Annotated in this window: 14 protein-coding genes; 7 read left to right on the top strand and 7 right to left on the bottom strand. The window is 53.0% G+C overall.

Translation table 11 applies throughout. The features are described 5' to 3' along the window. Positions 1-118: 118 nt before the first annotated feature. Positions 119-640 (bottom strand): molybdopterin-guanine dinucleotide biosynthesis protein MobB, encoded by a 522-nt coding sequence (gene mobB, locus AC1RKC_RS22540; RefSeq protein WP_174574934.1) that lies wholly within the window; start codon positions 638-640, stop codon positions 119-121. Next, complete coding sequence (mobA, locus tag AC1RKC_RS22545; RefSeq protein WP_020837685.1) at positions 633-1,226, bottom strand: molybdenum cofactor guanylyltransferase MobA; 594 nt, start codon at positions 1,224-1,226, stop codon at positions 633-635. The genes mobB and mobA overlap by 8 nt, the downstream gene beginning before the upstream one ends. A gap of 151 nt (positions 1,227-1,377) precedes the next feature. On the opposite strand from mobA, the gene AC1RKC_RS22550 reads away from it, so the two are divergent. The 3 genes from AC1RKC_RS22550 (at position 1,378) to dsbA (ending at position 3,392) form a co-directional block, all read left to right on the top strand. Further along, on the top strand, positions 1,378-1,647 hold the full coding sequence (locus tag AC1RKC_RS22550; protein WP_046375106.1) for a YihD family protein: 270 nt from the start codon (positions 1,378-1,380) through the stop codon (positions 1,645-1,647). 105 nt (positions 1,648-1,752) lie between these two features. Beyond that, the gene (locus AC1RKC_RS22555) at positions 1,753-2,739 is read left to right on the top strand and encodes a serine/threonine protein kinase (protein WP_149573771.1); all 987 of its coding nucleotides are present in this window, start codon (positions 1,753-1,755) and stop codon (positions 2,737-2,739) included. A 29-nt stretch (positions 2,740-2,768) separates the two neighbouring features. After that, complete coding sequence (gene dsbA / locus AC1RKC_RS22560) at positions 2,769-3,392, top strand: thiol:disulfide interchange protein DsbA (protein ID WP_020837681.1); 624 nt, start codon at positions 2,769-2,771, stop codon at positions 3,390-3,392. A 48-nt stretch (positions 3,393-3,440) separates the two neighbouring features. Here the strand turns inward: dsbA and yihG are convergent, their stop codons facing one another. Then, a complete protein-coding gene (gene yihG, locus AC1RKC_RS22565) occupies positions 3,441-4,331 on the bottom strand; it encodes a 1-acylglycerol-3-phosphate O-acyltransferase, YihG family (protein ID WP_020837680.1) in 891 nt (296 codons plus the stop codon). Positions 4,332-4,827: 496 nt separating this feature from the next. Here yihG and polA point away from each other — a divergent pair, with 496 nt between their 5' ends. Next, a complete protein-coding gene (polA, locus tag AC1RKC_RS22570) occupies positions 4,828-7,620 on the top strand; it encodes a DNA polymerase I (RefSeq protein ID WP_020837678.1) in 2,793 nt (930 codons plus the stop codon). Positions 7,621-7,827: 207 nt separating this feature from the next. Then, positions 7,828-7,875: a small protein SpfP gene (gene spfP, locus AC1RKC_RS22575; protein WP_071892919.1), complete on the top strand. Its 48-nt coding sequence runs from the start codon at positions 7,828-7,830 to the stop codon at positions 7,873-7,875. Between the two features lie 276 nt (positions 7,876-8,151). Here spfP and yihA read toward each other — a convergent pair whose 3' ends face one another. After that, entirely contained in the window at positions 8,152-8,802 is a 651-nt protein-coding gene (gene yihA, locus AC1RKC_RS22580; protein WP_020837676.1) for a ribosome biogenesis GTP-binding protein YihA/YsxC, read from the bottom strand. Between the two features lie 752 nt (positions 8,803-9,554). On the opposite strand from yihA, the gene yihI reads away from it, so the two are divergent. Both yihI and hemN read left to right on the top strand, forming a co-directional pair. Continuing rightward, positions 9,555-10,103: a Der GTPase-activating protein YihI gene (yihI, locus tag AC1RKC_RS22585; protein WP_020837675.1), complete on the top strand. Its 549-nt coding sequence runs from the start codon at positions 9,555-9,557 to the stop codon at positions 10,101-10,103. Between the two features lie 182 nt (positions 10,104-10,285). Next, positions 10,286-11,659: an oxygen-independent coproporphyrinogen III oxidase gene (gene hemN, locus AC1RKC_RS22590; protein ID WP_493092753.1), complete on the top strand. Its 1,374-nt coding sequence runs from the start codon at positions 10,286-10,288 to the stop codon at positions 11,657-11,659. Positions 11,660-11,694: 35 nt separating this feature from the next. Here hemN and AC1RKC_RS22595 read toward each other — a convergent pair whose 3' ends face one another. The 3 genes from AC1RKC_RS22595 to glnL all read right to left on the bottom strand — a co-directional run bounded on the left by AC1RKC_RS22595 (position 11,695) and on the right by glnL (position 14,400). Continuing rightward, entirely contained in the window at positions 11,695-11,817 is a 123-nt protein-coding gene (locus AC1RKC_RS22595) for a YshB family small membrane protein (RefSeq protein ID WP_139285489.1), read from the bottom strand. A 112-nt stretch (positions 11,818-11,929) separates the two neighbouring features. Beyond that, positions 11,930-13,342, bottom strand: a complete 1,413-nt coding sequence (gene glnG, locus AC1RKC_RS22600; protein WP_041415118.1) for a nitrogen regulation protein NR(I) — start codon at positions 13,340-13,342, stop codon at positions 11,930-11,932. Positions 13,343-13,350: 8 nt separating this feature from the next. Further along, the gene (gene glnL / locus AC1RKC_RS22605) at positions 13,351-14,400 is read right to left on the bottom strand and encodes a nitrogen regulation protein NR(II) (protein ID WP_020837668.1); all 1,050 of its coding nucleotides are present in this window, start codon (positions 14,398-14,400) and stop codon (positions 13,351-13,353) included. Positions 14,401-14,535: the final 135 nt, after the last annotated feature.

Here is a 14,535-nt window from a genome sequence, read left to right on the forward strand (position 1 = left end):
CGCCGATGGTAGTGTGGGGTCTCCCCATGCGAGAGTAGGACACTGCCAGGCATCAATTAAGCCAAGAGGCCATCCGCGAGGATGGCCTTTTTGCTATGTGCGAAAGAAAAAGGCGCAGCTAGGCTGCGCTTTTTAACCAGTCCCCGATAAAGTCAGCGATGCACTCTGGGTCATTAAGATCCAACAGTGGGGCATTGCCAGTGATTGATCGATCGCTGGCAATGGCGATCACAAACTCGTCCAGCATATCCTCCAGTGGTTTACCCACCTCTTCACGATAGAGAATGATTTTACTGATGGGCTCATGCTTGAATCCTTCGACTAAAATGATATCCACCTTGCCAGTATCAAAACGACTCGCCAAATATTGCAGATCCAGTGGGGGTTGTTCCGGCGTTTCTGTCATTAATGCCCAGCGGTTATTGCTGGCGACCAACGTTTGGTCGGCACCGGCTTTGCGCAGTTCATAACTGTCTTTGCCGGGGGTATCGACATCCATATCATGGTGAGTATGTTTGATCAGCCCTACGCGGATTTGCCGCTGCTTTAATAAAGGAATCATTTGTTTAAGCAGAGTGGTTTTGCCCGTGCCGCTATAGGCAGCAATGGCCAGTAGAGGGGGTTGGGAAGGGCTATTCATGGATAATTCCTTTTTCTTTTACCCAACGTTGGCAGTCCTCAAGGGTATTAAGATTGTGGAAGGCCGATTGTTGCCCTTTGAACTCCACCTGCTGTGCACCCGCAGCGTCCAGGAACAGCATCAGCTTGCGTTCCCCGCGGGCCAGATAATCTTCCAACGGAGTCGCCAGACTGGTGTGCAATAGCGCTAGCGTTGGGTGAGCCCGTTCCCCATCACTGGCATAGGCGGCTATCGCACTTCCTTTTTGTTGCCAGAGTTTCTCGATAAGCGTTGCAGGAAAGTCAGGAACATCACAGGGGACAAAGGCCACCCACTCGGTCGTTGCGTATTTCAGGCCGGCCAGCATACCGGCGAGCGGGCCTGAAAAGTCAGGGATCAGATCGCCAATTATCGGCAGGCCACTTTCCCTATACCGTGCTTGATTGCGATTGGCGTTGATGGCTATCGGCCCGACCTGCGGCCGTAGCCGGGCAAGCACGTACTGATACAGGGGGATGCCGGCAACGGGAACCAGACCTTTATCTTCCCCGCCCATGCGAGTGGCACGCCCTCCGGCCAGAATAATGCCGGTAATCTCTTCATGCATATTTCAAATTCCGCATTGTGACTAACGCCATGATTGTAGCGCTAAAGCAGGTATGGCATCAGGATTTACCTTTATTGACAAGCTGCTTCTTTCACTGCGTTGGCAAGCCTGTTACTTTGTGTGTTTATTGATTCTATTGGACAATATTGCGATGAAAACGCACCGCGTAAACGAGCTGATTGAGCTTCTGCACCCGGCCTGGCAGGAAGATCCGGATCTTAATCTGATCCAGTTTTTACAGAAGTTGGCGCAAGAAGCTGGCTTTCAGGGCAATCTGACTGAACTGAGCGATGATATTCTGATCTACCATTTGAAAATGCGCGGCAGCGCCGGCAACGAACAGATCCCTGGTCTGAAAAAGGATTATGAGGAAGATTTCAAAACGGCACTGCTACGCGCCCGTGGCGTGATCAAGGATTAGCATTCGTGCGTTAGGGGTAAGCCGTTGCTCGTGCAACCCGTCATTAATGCTACTATTTCTCAATCCCGGCATTGTGATGTCGCCCAACCGAAACCGAATGTTGTTATGAACAACTCAGCTTTTAATTTTCAGACCCTGTCGCCCGACCTGATTATGGACGCGCTGGAAGGGGTTGGCCTGCGTGTAGACTCCGGGCTAACGGCGCTTAACAGTTATGAAAACCGCGTCTATCAGTTTATGGACGAGGATCGTAAGCGTTATGTGGTGAAGTTTTATCGGCCAGAACGTTGGAGCGCGAAACAAATTGGTGAAGAACACCAGTTCTCCCATGATCTTGCTCTGGCGGAGATCCCTGCAGTTGCCCCATTAGTTCTGCAGGGCAATACGCTGCATACGCACAACGGTTTCTTTTTTACGGTTTTTCCCAGCGTTGGCGGACGGCAGTATGAGATCGACAATCTCGATCAACTGGAGTGGGTTGGCCGTTTCCTGGGGCGCATTCATCAGGTGGGCAGCGAAAGCCTGTTTGTTGAACGTCCGACGATGGGCATCGAGGAGTACCTCACTTTACCGCGTCAGGTCTTGGCGGGCTGCGCGCTGTTGCCCAAAGCGCAGCGTGACAGCTTTCTTGCAGCGACTGACAAGCTGATTGAGGCGATCAAACAGCATTGGCATCAGGATTGGCAGCCGCGGCGTTTGCACGGTGACTGCCATCCGGGCAATATTCTGTGGCGTGATGGCCCACTGTTTGTTGATCTTGATGACGCGCGTAACGGGCCGGCGATACAGGATCTGTGGATGTTGTTGCACGGTGAGCGTCGCGATCGTTTGATGCAGTTAGATATTTTGTTGGAAGCGTACTCAGAGTTTGCTGAGTTTGATCAAAATGAGTTGGCGTTGATCGAGCCGCTGCGTGCTATGCGTATGGTTTACTACCTGGCATGGGTTGCTCGCCGCTGGCAAGATCCTGCGTTCCCTAAAAGTTTTCCGTGGATGGCGGAGTCTGATTTTTGGTTATCTCAGACGGCGGCATTCACCGAACAGGTTAAGCTGTTGCAGGAGCCCCCTCTGCAGCTGATGCCAATGTATTGAAGCTTTAACACAATGGAGAGTTTAGTCTTATGAAGAAAATTTGGTTGGCGCTCGTTGGCATGGTAATGGCATTCAGTGCCTCGGCTGCGCAGTTTAGCGATGGTACCCAGTATGTCACCCTGGACAAGCCAGTGACGGGTGAACCTCAGGTCCTGGAGTTCTTCTCCTTCTATTGCCCACACTGCTATCAGTTCGAGCAGGTTTATCACGTTTCCGAAAATGTGAAAAAAGCGCTGCCTGCGGGCACTAAAATGACCAAGTACCACGTTGAGTTCCTGGGGCCGTTGGGTAAACAACTGACTCAGGCATGGGCTGTTGCAATGGCGCTGGGTGTGGAAGATAAAGTCAGCCCGCTGATGTTCGAAGCGGTGCAGAAAACCCAGACCGTACAAACGCCTGATGATATCCGCAACGTGTTTGTGAAAGCAGGCGTGAGCGCGGCTGATTATGACGGGGCTCTGAACAGCTTCGTAGTTAAATCCCTGGTGGTTCAACAGGAGAAAGCTGCAGAAGATCTGCAGCTGCGTGGCGTACCGGCGGTATTTGTTAATGGCAAATACATGGTCAAAAATGACGGCCTGGACACCAGTTCGATGGATGCTTACGTGAAGCAATTCGCCGACGTGGTTAAATTCCTCAGCGAGCAGAAGTAACCGAAATTTAAAGTAAAAAAGCCGGCTTAGCCGGCTTTTTTTTAACTTCTATTGCCGTTTCAATCGATCCAGCAATCTGTCTTTATCCTGCCACAGCGTGTTCAGCCAAAGCTGGAAACGTCGCTTGAACTGCTTATCGTTAAAGTAATCGCCATGCATGCTTTCGTCGATTGGCAGCAATTCAACCCTTACCACAATGCGTTTTAACCGGCCGCACAGCATATCCATAAAAGGCCGCTCAGTATTATCTGGATAAAGCAGGGTGACGTTTAACACCTTATCGAACTGCTTACCTAATGCACTGAGTGTAAAAGCAATACCGGCAGCTTTAGGGGCTAATAAATTGCGGTAGGGCGAACGAGTTTTAATTTTCTTGGCTTCGGTAAAGCGCGAGCCCTCTACAAAATTAACGATGGTGGTCGGGCGTTTACGAAACTTCTCGCAGGAACGGCGTGTGGTCTCGATATCATTACCGCGCTTTTCAGGGTGTTTGAGCAAATAGGCGCGCGAATAGCGTTTCATGAAGGGCATATCCAGCGCCCAGCAGGCCAGACCGACAAAAGGGACCCAGGCCAATTGCTGTTTAAGAAAGTACTTATTCATTGGAATATGGTTACGGAACAATACGCACAGCACCACAATATCCGACCAGCTTTCGTGATTACTGATCAGCAGATACCAGTTTTTTCGATCCAGGCCTTCCAACCCTTCTATATCCCAGCGCAGTTGGCCGTTAATACGTAATAGCAGCGATAACCCCAGGCACCAGCACCACATCATAAAGTCGGCGAAGGCGGAGATACGTCGCCATACGGCAGGAAAGGGCACCAGTAACTTAATGACGCCGGCGATCGTAATGGGGATCGAACACAGTACGGTGACCAAAATGGCGAGCAGGCTGGAAACGATAAAAATAACAGGGGATAGCAATCTTGGCATGGTTATAGGCTGACGGTTGGTGAGAACAGCGTTACATGCCAGTATGCATGAACAAAAAATATTTTAGCGACATTATAGGGGGAAAATGCCTGCCAACAGTAGCTGTTTTAGAGGGGAAGAAATAGGCATTTGCTGCGTTTTCGTGCAACTTGCTCACCTTGTGCTATGGTAATTGAGGCGCCAAATTTGATTAATAGTGCGATTAAAATCGGGCGCAAGTTATATCCACAAATTGTGTAAAAGTCGATAATAACCTTCAGTTAAAACAGCTCTGTTTAACACAGTGATTTCAATAGGATTTTTATTTTCCATTATAACGATAAACTCATCGTTATAATTTGTTGTCTTTTCTATGCACAAAGTTATCCACAGGCAGGATCTTGCGGATCGCTTTGCAGAATCACATGATTTTCGCCCTTAATGCACGCTAAGGTTCGTCTCAGGCGGCCAGCTATGGCATGCTTACCGTCATGTCCGATCACGATAAAGAAACGCTATGGCCCAGATTGCAGAAAACCCATTAATCCTGGTTGACGGTTCCTCGTACCTCTACCGCGCTTATCATGCCTTCCCTCCGCTGACCAACTCTGCGGGTGAACCTACTGGGGCAATGTATGGCGTGCTGAACATGCTGCGCAGTCTATTGCTGCAGTACCAGCCAAGCCATGTTGCGGTGGTGTTTGATGCCAAAGGAAAAACCTTCCGCGATGAGCTGTTCGCAGAATACAAATCGCACCGGCCGCCGATGCCGGACGACCTGCGTGCGCAAATCGAACCGTTGCACAAAATGGTCAAGGCGATGGGGTTGCCGCTGCTGGTCACGCCTGGCGTAGAAGCCGACGATGTGATTGGCACTTTGGCACTGGAGGCAGAAAAAGCCGGCCATGCGGTGCTGATCAGCACCGGCGATAAAGACATGGCGCAGTTGGTCACACCGAACGTCACCCTGATCAACACCATGAACAACACCATCCTTGGTCCACAGGAAGTGTGCGACAAGTACGGCATTCCGCCGGAGCTGATTATCGACTTCCTGGCGCTGATGGGTGATTCCTCGGATAACATCCCTGGCGTACCTGGTGTTGGCGAGAAAACCGCGCAGGCGCTGTTACAGGGGCTTGGGGGGCTGGATGCGCTCTATGCCAACCTCGATAGCATCGCCACGCTCAGCTTCCGCGGCGCCAAGACCATGGCGGCCAAGCTGGAACAGAACAAAGAGGTGGCTTACCTCTCCTACAAGCTGGCGACCATCAAAACCGACGTCGAACTGGATCTTACCTGCGCCGATCTCGAAGTATCAGCGCTGGATGTCGATGTGCTGCAGCAGTTGTTTAAACAATACGAATTTAAACGCTGGCTGGCGGATGTTGAAGCCGGTATTTGGCTGGAAGGTAAAAAGGGTACCGGCGTGAAAGCTGCCAGTGCGCCAAAGGCGACGGCGGTAGCAGACAAAGCACCTGCCGAAGCGACGTTATCGCAAGAAGGTTATGTCACCATCCTGGATGAAGATACTTTCGTGCAGTGGCTGGAAAAGCTGAAAAAAGCCGAGGTATTTGCGTTTGATACCGAAACCGACGGTTTGGACACCCTGACCGCCAATCTGATCGGCCTGTCGTTTGCCATTGCACCGGGCGAAGCCGCCTATTTGCCGGTAGCGCATGACTATCTAGATGCCCCGGCACAGCTGGATCGCGATTATGTGCTGGCCACCTTGAAGCCGCTGCTGGAAGACGAGAAAGCGCTCAAGGTCGGGCAAAATCTGAAGTTCGATATGGGCCTGCTGGCGCGTTACGACATTACCCTGCGTGGCATTGCCTTCGACACCATGCTGGAATCTTATGTGCTGGACAGCGTGGGCGGTCGTCACGATATGGACAGCTTGTCCGATCGTTACCTCGGCCATAAAACCGTGACCTTCGAAGAGATAGCCGGCAAGGGGAAAAAGCAGCTCACCTTCAACCAGATTGCACTGGAGCAGGCGGCTCCTTACGCTGCCGAAGATGCCGACGTTACCTTGCAATTGCATTTGGCGATGTGGCCGCAATTGAAGGAAAGCGCCGAGCTGCTGAAAGTATTCAATGAGATTGAAATGCCGCTGTTGCCGGTGTTGTCGCACATCGAACGCACCGGGGTGCTGATTGATCAAAGCATTCTGGCCACGCACTCCATCGAATTGACCAAACGCCTGGCCGAGCTGGAAATTCAGGCCCATGAACTCGCGGAAGAGCCTTTCAATCTGGCGTCAACCAAACAGCTGCAGGCGATCCTGTACGAAAAGCAGAAGCTGCCGGTACTGAAGAAAACGCCGGGTGGAGCCCCATCTACTAACGAAGAAGTGTTGGCCGAACTGGCGTTGGATTACCCGTTGCCTAAGGTGATCCTGGAATACCGTGGCTTGGCGAAGCTGAAGACGACCTACACCGACAAGCTGCCGCTGATGATCAATCCGGTCAGTGGCCGGGTGCATACCTCTTATCATCAGGCGGTGACGGCTACTGGACGTCTCTCCTCGAGCGATCCTAACCTGCAGAATATCCCGGTGCGTAACGACGAAGGGCGCCGGATCCGCCAGGCCTTTATTGCTCCTGAGGGTTACCGCATCGTTGCGGCCGACTATTCGCAAATCGAACTGCGCATTATGGCCCATCTGTCACAAGATGAAGGGTTACTGAAGGCCTTTGCGGCCGGTGAGGATATCCACCGTGCCACCGCAGCCGAGGTATTTGGCCTGCCGCTTGATAAAGTGACCAACGAACAGCGTCGCAGCGCCAAGGCAATTAACTTTGGCCTGATTTATGGCATGAGCGCGTTTGGTCTGGCACGCCAATTGGGCATTCCGCGTGGTGAAGCGCAGCGCTACATGGATCTCTACTTCGAGCGCTACCCGGGCGTATTGGAATATATGGAGCGTACCCGCCAGCAGGCTGCCAGTCAGGGCTATGTAAGCACGCTGGACGGCCGCCGTCTCTATCTGCCGGATGTCAGCTCCAGTAACGGCATGCGTCGCAAGGCGGCCGAGCGCGCGGCGATTAACGCCCCTATGCAAGGGACTGCCGCCGATATCATCAAACGTGCGATGATCGAGGTGGACGCCTGGTTGCAAGCTCAGGAAGAGCCGCTGGTGCGTATGATCATGCAGGTACACGATGAATTGGTGTTCGAGGTGCATGAATCGGTGCTGGAAACCTCTAACCAACGCATTCGCGAGCTGATGGAAAATAGCATGACGCTGGCTGTCCCACTGAAAGTGGATGTCGGCGTGGGAGCCAACTGGGACGAAGCCCACTGATTGCGTGGCCGTTCGCTGGCCTCGTTCTTAAAGGATGGGCTAACTGGCGATAACCTAAGCAGTTTTTGTAATTAAGCTACAGGATACGGCGATTGTTTCCCCAACCTCGCCGTTATTACGCGCCAAACTGTGTAAGTAAACTACAAAAAATTCTTTTGCACTGCGAAAAAATCATGTAGAGTTACTGGCGTAGGGTACAGAGGTAAGATGTTCTATCTTTCAGACCTTTTACTTCACGTAATCGGATTTGGCTGAATATTTAGCCGCCCCAGTCAGTATTGACTGGGGCGTTTTTTATTGTAAAAACAAAGCCAAACCATAGGTTCTTCTTATTCGTCCCGCGACCTCTTTCCTTCAGATTTTCCCCCGAAATGGCCTGCTCATCGGATTCTCAATACCAAGTCATCATAAGTATTTATGATGGATTTCAGTCAGAACTGTAATTAGATAACGAAAATAGCCTGGCGCCCGAATAACGCACATAAAAAAGCCGATGCGTTTCCACATCGGCTGTTGCAGCACAGCGGCTTTTTATTCGCTGGCGGCTTCATCATCTTCCGGTAGCACTTCCGGCGGGATCTCGTTAAACCAGGTGTTCAGTTTCTGGCTCAGTTTGTCGACGCCCATTTTTTTCGGTGAGGAGAAGGCCTCAACCTGGATATCACCCATAAACGGCACTACCGCTTCACGCACCATATTCAGTTGCGCCTTACGTGCGCCGGATGCCAGTTTGTCCGCTTTGGTCAGCAGAACCAGAACCGGCGTGCCGACATCGACAGCCCATTGGATCATCTGCTGGTCGAGATCTTTCAACGGATGGCGGATGTCCATCAGCACCACCAGGCCTTTCAGGCAGTTGCGCATTTGCAGGTATTCACCCAGCGCCCGCTGCCATTTGCGTTTCATCTCTTCAGGCACTTCGGCGTAGCCATAACCCGGCAGGTCGACTAGGCGAATGCCTTCTTCCACTTCAAACAGGTTGATAAGCTGGGTACGCCCCGGCGTTTTACTGGTACGCGCCAGGCTTTTCTGGTTGGTCAGGGTATTTAACGCGCTGGACTTACCGGCGTTAGAACGGCCGGCGAACGCAACTTCAATACCTTCATCCCCCGGCAGATGGCGAATATCGGGCGCACTGGTGACGAAATGGGTCACATGATAATTGTAATTCTTGCTGGTCAAAATTTTTCGTCTCCGTGAGGATGGCTAACTGGTTGGCGATTATAACTGCATCAGCGCTAAAAATGGTGTGTTTCTCTGTTTTTAAGCGCCGGGCCAGTTGGGTGTGGCAATTTATGTGGGGCAGGCTTGTGAGACATTTGCCATTCGAATAGGGGGTAATGTCGCTTTTATTCGAAAGTTGTTTTTATTCTTTTTATTATAAAACATGATGTTAATTCTCCGATGTGTATTTTTATCAGCCTATTACGCAGCGGGTGCCTTGAGCCTGACCCCTGATAGCGTAAAGTAAGTTGCAGCACAGGACTGTGCAGGATTAAGGAACATCCGGGAAGGGTGATAAATCTCAGGGAGAGCACGGGACGTGCTAATGAGTGCCAGGACGAATAACCGAAGGAATGGGTCTATTTGCATCGGAATTTGCAAATAGCACAGGGATGGTGAAGTTACCGCAATTGGGATGCCGGCAGGAAGCAAACTCAGGAAGAGTGGACACGAACGGATTTCGCCATGGATGATTTTCCCTTCAGGATGAAGGAAGTAGTGCGGCAGGGAATGCGCTTACAGCAAAAGGAAAAACCTGGATGTTGAGTGTGCGCACGGAATGCGTAGCAGGAATATCCTTCGAAAGAGGGTGCAAAAAGGCGGCGGGTTTAACCTGCCGCCTTTTTTCTTTGTTCGCTTTCTGCTAGATTCCGCCGCAATCGTATAGCATCTATCTCTATACTGAATCTACATACCTAAGAGCATACGCTATGAACCAGCCATCAAAAGCACCTCGCGCCCCACGCAGCAGCGCGGCGACGTCGAAAACCAAAAAGAAAAGCCGTGTGGAGCTCGATCAGGAAGCCCGTGAGCGCAAGCGTCTGAAAAAGCGCCGTGGTCTTGCCTCCGGTTCTCGCACCCAGGTTGAGTCTGCCAATCAAAAGAACAAGGCCGACGCGCAGACCAAAGATCCGCGTATTGGCAGCAAAGTGCCGGTAGCGCTGGTGGTCGAAGCCAAGCCAAAAGCCAAGCCGCAGCCAAAACCTAAGGCCGAAGCCAAACCACGTCTGTCCCCGGAAGAAGAGCTGGCGAAGCTGGAAAATGATGAGCGTCTGGACGCACTGCTGGATCGTATTGACGACGGCGAGACGCTGAGCGCAGAAGATCAGAGTTATGTTGACCAGACTCTGGATCGCATTGATGCCCTGATGGAGCAACTGGGCATTGAGCTGGGCGACGATGAAGACGACGAAGAAGAAGAGAAAAAGGAAGATATCCTGAAACTGCTGAAAGGCGGTAACCCGAAAGACGTAATTTAACGCGTCATGTGGCTGATCCCGTCAATAGCCCTACTCTTGATGTGTTATCTGCTGTGGTTATTCGGTAAACTATGGCGGCTGTCTAAACGCAAAAAGCGTTTTCGCAGCGCTTCCGCGGCCAGACAGCGTAGACAACTGCCCATCTCCCGGCCCGGTAGGAAAAAATATCGGAAGGAGTGAGCATGTCAGAGCAGGCAATTGTCTGGGATCTGGCCCTGATCCAGAAATATAACTATTCAGGGCCGCGTTACACCTCATACCCCACAGCGCTGGAATTCAACCAGAGCTACGACGAAGCGGCGTTTCAACGCGCCGCGGCGCGTTATCCTGGGCGCCCTTTATCGCTGTACGTGCATATCCCTTTCTGCCACAAGCTCTGCTATTTCTGTGGTTGTAACAAGCTGGTGACGCGTCAAACGCACAAGGCCGATGAATATCTGGCGGTGCTGGCGCAAGAGATTGCTCAACGTGCACCGTTGTTTGCCGGGCGTAAGGTCGGCCAGATGCACTGGGGCGGCGGTACGCCAACCTATCTGAGCAAGGCACAAATCAGCCAACTGGTAACGATGCTGCGCCAACACTTTGATTTCCTTCCCGATGCCGAAATGTCGATCGAAGTCGATCCGCGTGAGATTGAGCTGGATGTGCTCGATCATTTACGCAGCGAAGGTTTTAATCGCCTGAGCATGGGGGTGCAGGACTTCAATAAAGAGGTGCAGCGGCTGGTGAACCGCGAGCAGGATGAAGCCTTCATCTTTGCCCTGATTGCTCGCGCTAAAGCGCTTGGCTTTAATTCCACCAATATCGATCTAATCTACGGCTTGCCAAAGCAAACGCCGGAGAGCTTTGCCTACACTCTGCAGCGGGTGGCAGAGCTAAGCCCCGATCGCCTGAGCGTATTTAACTATGCCCATATGCCGAACCTGTTTGCTGCCCAGCGCAAAATCAAAGATGCAGATCTGCCGAGCGCGCAGCAGAAACTGGATATCTTGCAGCACACCATAGCCTCCCTGACCGAATCGGGTTATCAGTTTATCGGCATGGATCATTTCGCACGACCGGACGATGAGTTGGCGGTGGCACAGCGCGAAGGAAAACTTCATCGTAACTTCCAGGGGTACACCACCCAGGGCGACAGTGATTTGCTGGGGCTGGGTGTCTCCGCCATCAGCATGCTGGGGGACAGCTATGCGCAGAACCAGAAAGAGCTGAAGGTTTATTACAGCAGCGTCGAAGTACAAGGTCATGCACTGTGGCGCGGCCTGGCGATGACCGAAGACGACTGCTTGCGGCGTGAGGTGATCAAAACGCTGATCTGCAATTTCAAACTGGACTATCTGGCCATAGAACGTCAGTTCGGCATCAACTTTGCCGATTATTTTGCCGAGGATTTGCAATTGTTGGCGCCGTTTGAACGCGATGGGCTGGTGGAGCGTGATGAGCAGGGCATTCAGGTTACGCCGCGTGGCCGGTTACTGATCCGCAATATTTGCATGTGCTTTGATATCTACCTGCGTCAACAGGCCCGCACTCAGCAATTCTCTCGGGTTATTTAATGAGTAAAACATCGGCCGCTTTCGCGGCCGTTGTTTTAACTGAAGAAATTAATCAGTGCGGCGCACAATACCGCAGCAACGGCTGCCTGCGGCGTGTGGCTGGCGGCAGAACCAAGTTCTGCGCCTTGAGAAATGAATGCGATTAACGAATCCAGCATGGAAGCCTCCAGGGTGTGCGCCCCGATCATACTGCGGCCTCTTCGGCTGTAAAGCCTGAAATAGCCGTTTTTTTGTGCGCTTGATTGTATTTTCTATAATCAATTCCGCAAACTATTCCATTCCCAATTCTTTCAACTTACGCGTTAACGTATTGCGCCCCCACCCCAGCAAACGGGCGGCTTCCTGCTTATGCCCCTGGGTATGACGCAGTGCAGTGGTGAGCAAGGTGCGCTCCATCTCCGGTTGCGCTTCCGACAGCAGGTTTTGATGACCGGAACGCAGCGCGCGGTCTGCCCACTGTGCCAGCAGCGTGGCCCAACTGTCGGGCAGGCTATGCCCGGTCGTTTCCGGCGCAGAGGTTTCAAACAGCTCGCTCGGCAGATCCTGAATCAGCACCTCCTGACCAGCGGCCATCACGGTTAACCAACGGCAGGTGTTCTCCAACTGGCGAACGTTACCTGGCCATGGCAGGCGCGTCAGTGCAGTTTCAGTCTCCGGGTGCAGGTTTTTCGCTTCCACACCCAGCTCCTTTGCCGCCACCTGCAGGAAGTAACGCGCCAGACGCGGAATATCCTCACGGCGTTCACGCAACGGCGGAAGGTGCACGCGGATCACATTCAGGCGGTGGAACAAATCCTCACGGAATTTACCTTCCTGTACCCGCATTTCCAGGTTCTGGTGGGTGGCGGCGATGATGCGTACGTCAACCTTCACCGGGGCATAACCACCGACCCGATAGAATTGGCCATCTGCCAGCACCCGCAGCAAGCGGGTTTGCACATCCAGCGGCATATCGCCGATTTCATCCAGGAACAAGGTCCCGCCGTCGGCCTGCTCAAAGCGACCCTGACGGATTTGGTTGGCGCCGGTAAAGGCCCCTTTTTCATGCCCGAAAAGTTCGGACTCGATCAGGTCTTTGGGGATCGCCGCCATATTCAGCGCGATAAAAGGCGATTTGGCGCGCGGACTGTGACGGTGCAGGGCATGGGCAACCAGCTCTTTACCGGTACCTGATTCGCCGTTGATCAGTACGCTGATCGACGAACGCGACAGGCGTCCGATGATGCGGAACACGTCCTGCATCGCCGGGGCTTCACCGATGATGTCTGCCACCGGATCGTTGGCCGGTTGGCTGCGTGCAGGCTGCTGCTGCTCCTGATAATGGCTGATGGCGCGTTCTACCAGCGCTACGGCTTCATCGATATCAAAGGGTTTCGGCAGGTAATCGAACGCCCCTTGCTGGTAGGCGCTGACGGCGGCGTCGAGATCCGAATGTGCGGTCATTATGATGACCGGAAGCATCGGATGACGCTGTTTGATCTGCTTGAGCAACGCAAGGCCATCCATACCCGGCATGCGGATGTCAGACAGCAACACGTCAGGAGTTTGCGTGGCCAGGGCTTCGAGCACCGCATTGCCACTGTCGAAGGTCACGCAGCTCACACCGGCTCCAGTGAGCGCACGTTCAAGCACCCAGCGGATGGAGCTATCGTCATCGACGATCCAGACTATCCCTCGTTGCATAGAAAACCTCACTGGCGAATAGGCAGGTAAACCGAGAATTCGGTATGTCCTGGCCAACTGTTAAATTCAATTTTTCCGCAATGCTGATCGATAAGATTACGGGCGATGGATAACCCCAGGCCGGTCCCGCCTTCGCGGCCGCTGACCATCGGGTAAAATAGCGTGTCCTGCAACTGCGCCGGCACACCGGGGCCGTCATCTTCTACGTCGATACGTGCCGCTAACCGGTAGCGGGTGCCGTGCAGGGTGATCTGGAAAGCGGTACGAGTGCGCAGCGTGATGGTGCCGCCCGTTTCTCCCAGCGCCTGCAGTGCATTGCGGGTGATGTTCAGCAATACCTGTTCGATTTGATCCGGGTCGTGCGCCATTTCAGGCAGGCTCGGGTCGTAGTCCCGCACCAGCGTCACGTTATCCGGCTTCTCCAGCGACACCAGTTGGCACACTCGCTCTGCCACCTGATGAATGCTTTGGGTTATGTGCTGGCCCGGCCGCTGCGGGCCGAGCAGGCGATCGACCAGGTTGCGCAGGCGATCGGCCTGCTCAATGATCACCTTGGTGTATTCGGTCAGCGACGGATCGGGCAGCGCTTTGGCCAGTAGCTGTGCCGCGCCGCGCAGTCCGCCAAGCGGGTTTTTAATTTCATGCGCCAGGCCACGGACCAGATCGCGGGCTGCCACCTGCTGGGCGTGCTGAAGTTGTTCCTGGCTCAAACGGCGTTGGTTATCCATTGGCGCCAGCTCGATCAGGATATAGCCATCAGGCAGCGCCTGTGCGGTCAGGGAGAGGATATGCGCACGCCCGTCAACCACCAGGGTCACTTCGTTATCGGTAAAACCCTGACCGGCATGCAGGCTCTCACGCATCAGATCGACGTTCAGTGAGAAATAACCGAGCAAATCGGGTAACGGTGTACCGAAAAGTTTACGAGAACTTTGTGCCAGCAGTTGTTGTGCTGCCGGATTGGCGTAATGAACCGCCAGTGAGTCATCCAACAGCAGGATGCTGTTGATGAGAGAATTGAGGATCTGCCCTGCGTCGGGCAGCTTGCCAGTTGCCATATATGCCCTTTATCTTTCAAGACGCAGCGTTGTTGGCTGCTCTTACTCACACCAGTCACTTGGCAGACCAAGCTCCTGTCGGTTCGCTCGGTTGCCGCCTAGCTGCACCGTGAAATCTCTTGGGCATAGCAGACG

This window comes from Serratia sp. GW822-FHT06E05, from assembly GCF_058799445.1.

Excerpts from the sequence above, each read along its gene's own strand:
- mobB (WP_174574934.1), bottom strand. The coding sequence starts at position 640 with ATGAATAGCCCTTCCCAACCCCCTCTACTGGCCATTGCTGCCTATAGC.
- mobA (WP_020837685.1), bottom strand. The coding sequence starts at position 1,226 with ATGCATGAAGAGATTACCGGCATTATTCTGGCCGGAGGGCGTGCCACT.
- AC1RKC_RS22550 (WP_046375106.1), top strand. The coding sequence starts at position 1,378 with ATGAAAACGCACCGCGTAAACGAGCTGATTGAGCTTCTGCACCCGGCC.
- AC1RKC_RS22555 (WP_149573771.1), top strand. The coding sequence starts at position 1,753 with ATGAACAACTCAGCTTTTAATTTTCAGACCCTGTCGCCCGACCTGATT.
- dsbA (WP_020837681.1), top strand. The coding sequence starts at position 2,769 with ATGAAGAAAATTTGGTTGGCGCTCGTTGGCATGGTAATGGCATTCAGT.
- yihG (WP_020837680.1), bottom strand. The coding sequence starts at position 4,331 with ATGCCAAGATTGCTATCCCCTGTTATTTTTATCGTTTCCAGCCTGCTC.
- polA (WP_020837678.1), top strand. The coding sequence starts at position 4,828 with ATGGCCCAGATTGCAGAAAACCCATTAATCCTGGTTGACGGTTCCTCG.
- yihI (WP_020837675.1), top strand. The coding sequence starts at position 9,555 with ATGAACCAGCCATCAAAAGCACCTCGCGCCCCACGCAGCAGCGCGGCG.
- hemN (WP_493092753.1), top strand. The coding sequence starts at position 10,286 with ATGTCAGAGCAGGCAATTGTCTGGGATCTGGCCCTGATCCAGAAATAT.
- AC1RKC_RS22595 (WP_139285489.1), bottom strand. The coding sequence starts at position 11,817 with ATGCTGGATTCGTTAATCGCATTCATTTCTCAAGGCGCAGAACTTGGT.
- glnG (WP_041415118.1), bottom strand. The coding sequence starts at position 13,342 with ATGCAACGAGGGATAGTCTGGATCGTCGATGACGATAGCTCCATCCGC.
- glnL (WP_020837668.1), bottom strand. The coding sequence starts at position 14,400 with ATGGCAACTGGCAAGCTGCCCGACGCAGGGCAGATCCTCAATTCTCTC.